At 42.7% G+C, this 6,794-nt stretch carries 5 protein-coding genes; 3 read left to right on the plus strand and 2 right to left on the minus strand.

Annotation, left to right across the window (positions count from 1 at the left end; translation table 11 throughout):
• The first annotated feature begins 1 nt into the window (after position 1).
• The 3 genes from BP727_RS07965 to BP727_RS07975 are packed head-to-tail and all read left to right on the plus strand — an operon-like array spanning position 2 to position 4,901.
• Positions 2-1,258 (plus strand): restriction endonuclease subunit S, encoded by a 1,257-nt coding sequence (locus BP727_RS07965; protein WP_013718587.1) that lies wholly within the window; start codon positions 2-4, stop codon positions 1,256-1,258.
• A gap of 24 nt (positions 1,259-1,282) precedes the next feature.
• Positions 1,283-3,124, plus strand: coding sequence for an ATP-dependent nuclease (locus BP727_RS07970; protein WP_013718586.1), 1,842 nt, complete (start codon positions 1,283-1,285; stop codon positions 3,122-3,124).
• Entirely contained in the window at positions 3,105-4,901 is a 1,797-nt protein-coding gene (locus BP727_RS07975) for a UvrD-helicase domain-containing protein (protein WP_013718585.1), read from the plus strand. The genes BP727_RS07970 and BP727_RS07975 overlap by 20 nt, the downstream gene beginning before the upstream one ends.
• 169 nt (positions 4,902-5,070) lie before the next feature.
• Here the strand turns inward: BP727_RS07975 and BP727_RS07980 are convergent, their stop codons facing one another.
• A complete protein-coding gene (locus BP727_RS07980) occupies positions 5,071-5,370 on the minus strand; it encodes a hypothetical protein (RefSeq protein WP_013718584.1) in 300 nt (99 codons plus the stop codon).
• Positions 5,370-6,395: a hypothetical protein gene (locus BP727_RS07985; RefSeq protein ID WP_286858216.1), complete on the minus strand. Its 1,026-nt coding sequence runs from the start codon at positions 6,393-6,395 to the stop codon at positions 5,370-5,372. Before BP727_RS07985 ends, BP727_RS07980 begins: the two co-directional genes overlap by 1 nt.
• Positions 6,396-6,794: the final 399 nt, after the last annotated feature.

The following is a 6,794-nucleotide window of genomic DNA, read 5'->3' on the forward strand; positions in this document are numbered from 1 at the left end:
AATGGATTATGTGGACACCCCTTCTAGTTGGAAAATGATATCACTGGATGAAGTGTGTGAATTACGTAAAGAAGCAATACATCCCAACAAATACCCTGATCTGCCTTATGTTGGTTTAGAACATATTGATTCTAGCAATTCAATACTAAAAAGGAGTGGGAGCAGCTTTGAGGTAAACAGCTCTAAATCAAAGTTTCATTCAGGAGATATTCTTTACGGAAAACTGAGACCATACCTTGATAAATCGGTGTTAGTTGATTTTGATGGTATGTGCTCTACCGATATTCTCGTTTTGAAGACCAAAGAATCAATTGTCCCTCAATTCTTGGTTAATATTATTCATACCAGCCAATTCATAAATTATGCTGTAAATTCATCTAAGGGCTTGAATCATCCTAGAACTTCTTGGTCTTCTATATCTGCGTTTAAGTTTCTGCTCCCACCTCTTCCCGAGCAGCGCGCCATCGCCCGTGCCATGCGCGCGGTGCAGGCGGCGCGGGAGGCCCGGTTGCGGGAGATTGCGCTGGAGAGGGAGCGAAAGGCGGCATTGATGGAGCACCTCTTCACGCATGGAACCAGAGGCGAGCCGACCAAGATGACGGAGATCGGGGAGATGCCGGAGAGCTGGTCCATGATTCAATTAGAGGAGGCATGTATAAAAATTGTCGATTGCCCCCATAGTACGCCTCACTTTTCGCCTGCAGGAGTTCTTGTTGTAAGAAATTTCAATATCAGAAATGGACGATTGGATTTAAAGTTTCCCTCTTATACAACAGAAGAAGAATATTCTGAGAGGGTCAAACGTTGTGAACCTACTGAAGGCGATGTTTTATTCAGTCGAGAAGCACCAGTTGGAGAAGCATGTCTTGTTCCTCCAGATGTAAGATTGTGCTTAGGACAGAGGATGATGCTGCTAAGAGTTGACACCTCAAAATTGAATAGATTTTTCTTGGTTCAGGTGTTTTATTCCAATGCAATAAGATCCATCATGATGGCAATCTCAAGCGGTGTAACAGCCAAACATTTAAACGTGGCAGATGTTAAAAGACTTAGAATTCCGTTTTCATCGATGGAAGAACAGAAACAAATTAGTGATATTCTAAGCGCCTGCGATTCAAAGATCACCGCCTTGGAGCATGAGGCCAGTCTGCATGATGAGCTTTTCCGAGCTATGCTGGAGGAGCTGATGAATGGGAGACTCTTGACCAGATATTTGATCGAATCCGGATCAGATTCTTCCGTACTCAACGATATCTAATTTGGATGAAGGAGGGAGATAAATATGTATTTAAGCAAAATCAGCGTGCACAACTTTCGAAATTTAGAGTCGCTGGAAGCAAATCTTTCTCCAGGCCTCAATGTTATAGTAGGAGAAAATAATGTTGGGAAGACAAATCTCTTGGATGCACTACGTGTTGCATTAGGTTCTGCATGGAATAATTCGGAGCCGATTCATCTTTCAAAAGAAGATCTTCATCGTAGCTCTGATGGCAATATGATAGATAAATCGATAATAGTAGATTTAATATTTTCAGAGCTTTCAGAAGAAGAACAAGCTCAGTTTTTAGAAATACTGAATTATAATCCTAAATTTCCCGAAAAATCAACCGCTAGCATCCACTTTGAGTGGTCATGGAATGAAACTAATGACCGTGGATATTATCGACGTTGGGGGGGCGAAAGGTCAAATTCAGAAACATCGATCTCAGAGGATATACTACAAATGCTCTCAATAACACTACTCGGTGCATTGAGAGATGCGTCCAGCGGTCTAGCGCCCGGTAGACAAAATCGTTTAGGACGTCTTTTAAGAGTATCTGCAAATGCACACGATAAAGCTCAATTGGAGGAAGTAATCTCTAAAGCCAACAACGATTTAGAACAGAATCCATTTGTAAGAAGTGCTGAGGAAAAAATAAGCATGGCTCTAGAAGGTGCTTCTGGGCCGGAGTTCAAACAAGAAGCAATTATCAGATCATCCGAGCCAGAATTTGACCGAATTGCTAATAATTTACGCCTAGTGCTGAAGATTAGCGATTTGGATTTGGCCACAGGTAAGCCGATAACTCGGGAACTAAGATCAAATGGGTTGGGATATAATAATCTAATTTATATTGCTACTGTGCTCAGCGAACTTGAAACTGTAGCACAGGCTGCACTTCCACTTCTACTTGTCGAAGAGCCCGAGGCGCATTTACATCCACAATTACAGATCTTGCTTATAAATTTCCTTCTGAAACGCGGTGCAGGAAGCAGTGAGACTCATGGCGTCCAGGTAATTGTAACTGCTCACTCTCCAACAATAGCGTCATACGTTCCCATCGAAATACTCAGAGTTCTCCATAGAGATCCTTCTGGAAAGCTCCGTTGTATGTGCCTACGTGAATGCGGATTAACGAAAAAAGAGGCTTACCAGCTCAGAAGAATGTTCGATGTTACGAGAGCTACACTTCTATTTGCACGGGGAATAATTTTAGTCGAAGGCGTTACAGAGGCTATTCTTATTCCCGCGCTATCCAGGAGATTAGACATTAAACTTGAGGAGAAAGGGATTTCCGTAATCCCTATTTGCGGTGTACAATTTTCAACTATTGCTAAACTATTTGGAGAAAATAAATTAAAAATACCTCTTTCAATTATAACTGACGGAGATCCTAGTATTCAATACGAAAATGATGGCGAAAAAAATTGGACCAATGAGATTCCAAAAAAAGACGATGAAGGGAATATAGAAGTCTGCGATAGGGTAATCAAGCTCTTAGCCGAATTTATAGACAACCCAGTTGCAAGCGTATTTCCTTCAAAAGTTACATTGGAATATGATTTGGCTGATGCCGGTGAGAAAAACCCCGAGATGATATGTCGGGCCTGGGAAAGTTGTTCGAATCGGCCGAGAACTTTTAATCTAGACAGACTTAAGGCATGTGGTAATGATCATGAGAAGCGTGTACTTGCAGTTTGGCGCGGGATCTGTCGGGCTAATCCAAGCAGTGGGAAAGGCGATCTGGCTCAAGAGCTAGCAGAAATGCTTGAATCCAATGATGAGTATTTCATTGTTCCTGATTATATTAAACGCGCCATCTATCACGCAACCGGGTGTCCCCATGAAGACCTGTGCCGATAATTTTCCAACGCCGGAGCAAAAAGCTGTAATTGACAGCAATTCACGCATAACAGTTGTTCGTGCGTGTCCCGGTAGCGGCAAAACACGTGTATTTGTAGAGTCCTTGAAAATGCGTATCGATTCGTGGACAAAGAAAAATGCTGGCATAGCTTCAATTTCTTTTACGAATGTGGCTCAGGAGCAAATTGCTGAAGGCATCGGCAAACACCTGCCTTACCCTCACTTTATCGGAACACTTGATGCGTTTGCGTTAAGATACGTCGTTCGTCCATTTGGTCACCTTGTAGGATTACCTAAAGAAGGCCATCGTCTCATACCGTCTCCTTTGGATGAAGCAATTGAATATCCGGAAGTAGAGATTGACTCCAGTGGTCAAAAAATTAGTTTATTCAGCATCAGATTTGCAGATGGCCCACTCCATAAACCAAACATGAAAGCAAAGACATTTCGAGGTCAGATTGATATTGAGCCTGATTATACATCGAATATTTTAAAGAAGAAGAAAGCAGAATGGAGAAAGCGAGGCAGAATTACTCACTCAGACTGCCAATATATATCTTCCTTAATTTTGTGTCATCCGGAATTCGGGAAAAAAGTCTCGGAACTGGTTACTCGTAGATTTCCTATGATACTTGTTGATGAATTTCAGGACACTAATTGGTTTCTTGGACTTGCTTTAATAGAATTATTGCGTTCTCCTTTCCTGGAGTCTGGATTAGTTGTGGGAGATCCAGATCAAGCAATTTTTGAATTCGGAGGTGCCAATCCTGATCTATTTAAAGATATTGAAAATTTACCTGGTGCCAAGTCTTTGCCTTTGAATCAAACACATCGTTGCCCGAAGAAGATTGCTGCTATCGCAACTGCACTTTCCGATACCGGCAAACAAGTCTTGCCAAGAGATAACGCAGATCAAGGATCGGCAATAATTTTGGTGCACGATATGGAAAAAATAGATAGAAACAAAAAAGTTATAGCGAATATAAGCAAATTTTGTGAAGAAGAAGATCAGCTGGCTATCATATCGAGACGCGAATTAACCTTAAGAACTTTTTTGGGTGAATCAATCTCTAGCTTTAGAGGGGTTTCTCATTCAGGAAAGAATATCGAAAACGCTGTGCAAATGCTTCGTTCTGACCAATCAAAAGTCGCTTCGCATATAGTGGAAAGAGAACTCGCTTGGATTCTGTTTAAAAATGATTCACCTTCCATGAACGACCTTCGTGATCTTGATGTTGATCTAATTAAATGGCGAAGGATCATTTATCAAATACTTAAAGAAGCCAGCATCGATAAGAAAGATGAGACATGGAATGAGTGGCTGTTGAGAATAAGGAAGCTAATTCTAGATTCCGCGCTCGATCTCAATTGCGAATTTGATAAAAGAAGGATTTCGGATAATTTGAAGCAAAATCTAAAAGGTAATGTACTTCGAAAGATGGCTGAACACCTGGAATCAAGTGATAGTTTAATTGAAAGGGCAACCATAAAAACCATTCACCAAGTTAAAGGCGACGAGTTTGAATGCGTCGTTATATTGGTCCCTAAACCCAGCCCTAATAATTCGCCTTGTCCTTCTGTTGAATGGTGGCCAGATGGTCCTTCAGAAGAACGCCGCGTTGCCTTTGTGGCCGCATCTAGAGCTAAGAAGACTCTAATTCTTTGCATTCATCGCGACACATATAACGCTTTAAGAACATTGAGATCAGATTTTGTCGACAATTTTGAGCAAATTTTTCTATTCGAGAGACAACATTCATTGATGGAATTTTTATGATATGAATTTTTGAAATCAAACATTCCAGGATCTTCGCTTCGATCACGAGGCCCGCCTGCACGACGAGCTCTTCTCTTCCGGGCCAGGCAAAAGGAGCTGATGACGGGCAGGCTGCGGGCGGGGGCGCTTGTGTCTGATAAGTCATAGGTCAATCTATTTATTACGGATTTTATCTTTTTATTATCTTAATCCCTTCCACAAACCTCTCTTTCCTCTTGTTGAGGTATTCCTCAATAGTAAGAGGGCACCTCACTAAATCCACAAAGTCTTTTATGTTTATTCCCAGCTCTTTTGCCATTGGACCTAACAATCTGGGACCGATCTCTTGATTCTTCCCATGACTTACATGAGTCCCAGCTTCCTTTTTCCCATTGATATATAAATGATAGTATTTATGTTTATTATTACTTTGCTGAAAGCCCTTTCGTTTTAGTCCTGCTTCGACCTCATCCTGGTTGAGCGAGGTCATTAATTCACCTCAAAGAGTCCTAACAGGACTTCTCGCAACAGCTTTCCGGTCTCACCTAGATCATCCTCGGGACAGAGTGCATATTCCGTCCATAGTTCATCTATGAAGTCGTGGAGTTGATTTTCTGCCTCGTAATAATCTGTGGAATACCCAACGGCGTCGACGTAGGGTATGCTCAGAACCCAGAGACCTTCATCGTATTCAACGCTCACTTCAATGGGAATTCGGGGGACAAAGATACGATCTCCTGCCTCAAATTCTTCCAGCTGATAGCTCTCATAAGGCTCAATTTTATCCACATAAAAATTCTTGATCTTTGGACTGCCGCTAATGCGCTCGGCACGTCCGGTTAATTTAACCGGATGTCCCAGTAGATCCCTGGCCCTGGCCTCCAAATCGCCGGGGTATACCGCCTGGAATTTCTCGCCTATTCTTTCGATCTTCATTACCTTCTCAGGGTCAACTCGCAAGTCTGCTAAGAGCCCTATTCGGACTTCCTGGCCCAAATGTCGCTGACGTTGAGAAATCAATCCTTCAATGCGGCCCCGATTAGCGGCTTTCATTTCAAAGCTTCTGCCGCCCTGGCCCTCAAAGTGCAATGCATAATTGGGCTTCTTCGGGTATAGATTAAGTAGATCCAGGAGCAAACGCGATCTGTAAGCATGATCGGGGACAACATCGTCCACTTCTCGACCCTCTTCGCCCTCAACTGAAGCAATAAAATCTGTGATTTTAGTGATCACTCTCGGCCCGGGCGGTTGATACTTTTGAAAATTATCGATCTCGGGCTGTCCATATTTAACTGCCGACTCAACTTCAACTACGACGCTGCCTGAACTGATTGATTTAATTAGAAGACAATAGTCATCCAAAATCTGCTTTTTAAGTCGGCCGCCCTCACTGAATGGTTGGCCTTCCAGAAAACTGCCCATGTGCCAGGCAATCTCTTGCAGGGATATCAACAATTTTCCAGCATCCTCCAATCCGACTTTTTCCCCCTCAGAGGTGCATAATCTTAATATCAAAGTCGATTGCCCTGAATCCATTATGATCAATTTTCTTTCCCATTCTATTTCAATTTAACTGGATTTGGACACTAACATCAAATATTATCTTTGGAGCCTTGACTTCGATTTTCTCAGATAAACAAGAGATGAGCTTTCCCGTCGCTTCGATCACTGGCCCGCCTTCACGACGAGCTTTTCCAGGCTATGACAGAGGAGCTGATGACTGGCAGGCTGCGGGCGGGAGGCACTGGTGGAGGCATAGAGATCCGCTTGGAGACGGTGGTTGGAGGCAGGCGGTCAGCTGGCCAGACGTAGATATATTTGTATAATTATAATATTCGGGGCTTCGCTCAATTCCCATTTCCAAAAAAATCGATATCGCAGGTGCTGCACCATCCAGCAACCTTTGCCGCCACT

The sequence above is a fragment of the Methanosaeta sp. UBA356 genome (genome assembly GCF_002496465.1).
GTDB classification, from domain to species: Archaea; Halobacteriota; Methanosarcinia; order Methanotrichales; family Methanotrichaceae; genus Methanothrix; species Methanothrix soehngenii.

What these genes read in the sequence shown, in the direction of transcription:
- BP727_RS07965 (WP_013718587.1), top strand. Translation starts at nt 2, where the DNA reads ATGGATTATGTGGACACCCCTTCTAGTTGGAAAATGATATCACTGGAT.
- BP727_RS07970 (WP_013718586.1), top strand. Translation starts at nt 1,283, where the DNA reads ATGTATTTAAGCAAAATCAGCGTGCACAACTTTCGAAATTTAGAGTCG.
- BP727_RS07975 (WP_013718585.1), top strand. Translation starts at nt 3,105, where the DNA reads ATGAAGACCTGTGCCGATAATTTTCCAACGCCGGAGCAAAAAGCTGTA.
- BP727_RS07980 (WP_013718584.1), bottom strand. Translation starts at nt 5,370, where the DNA reads ATGACCTCGCTCAACCAGGATGAGGTCGAAGCAGGACTAAAACGAAAG.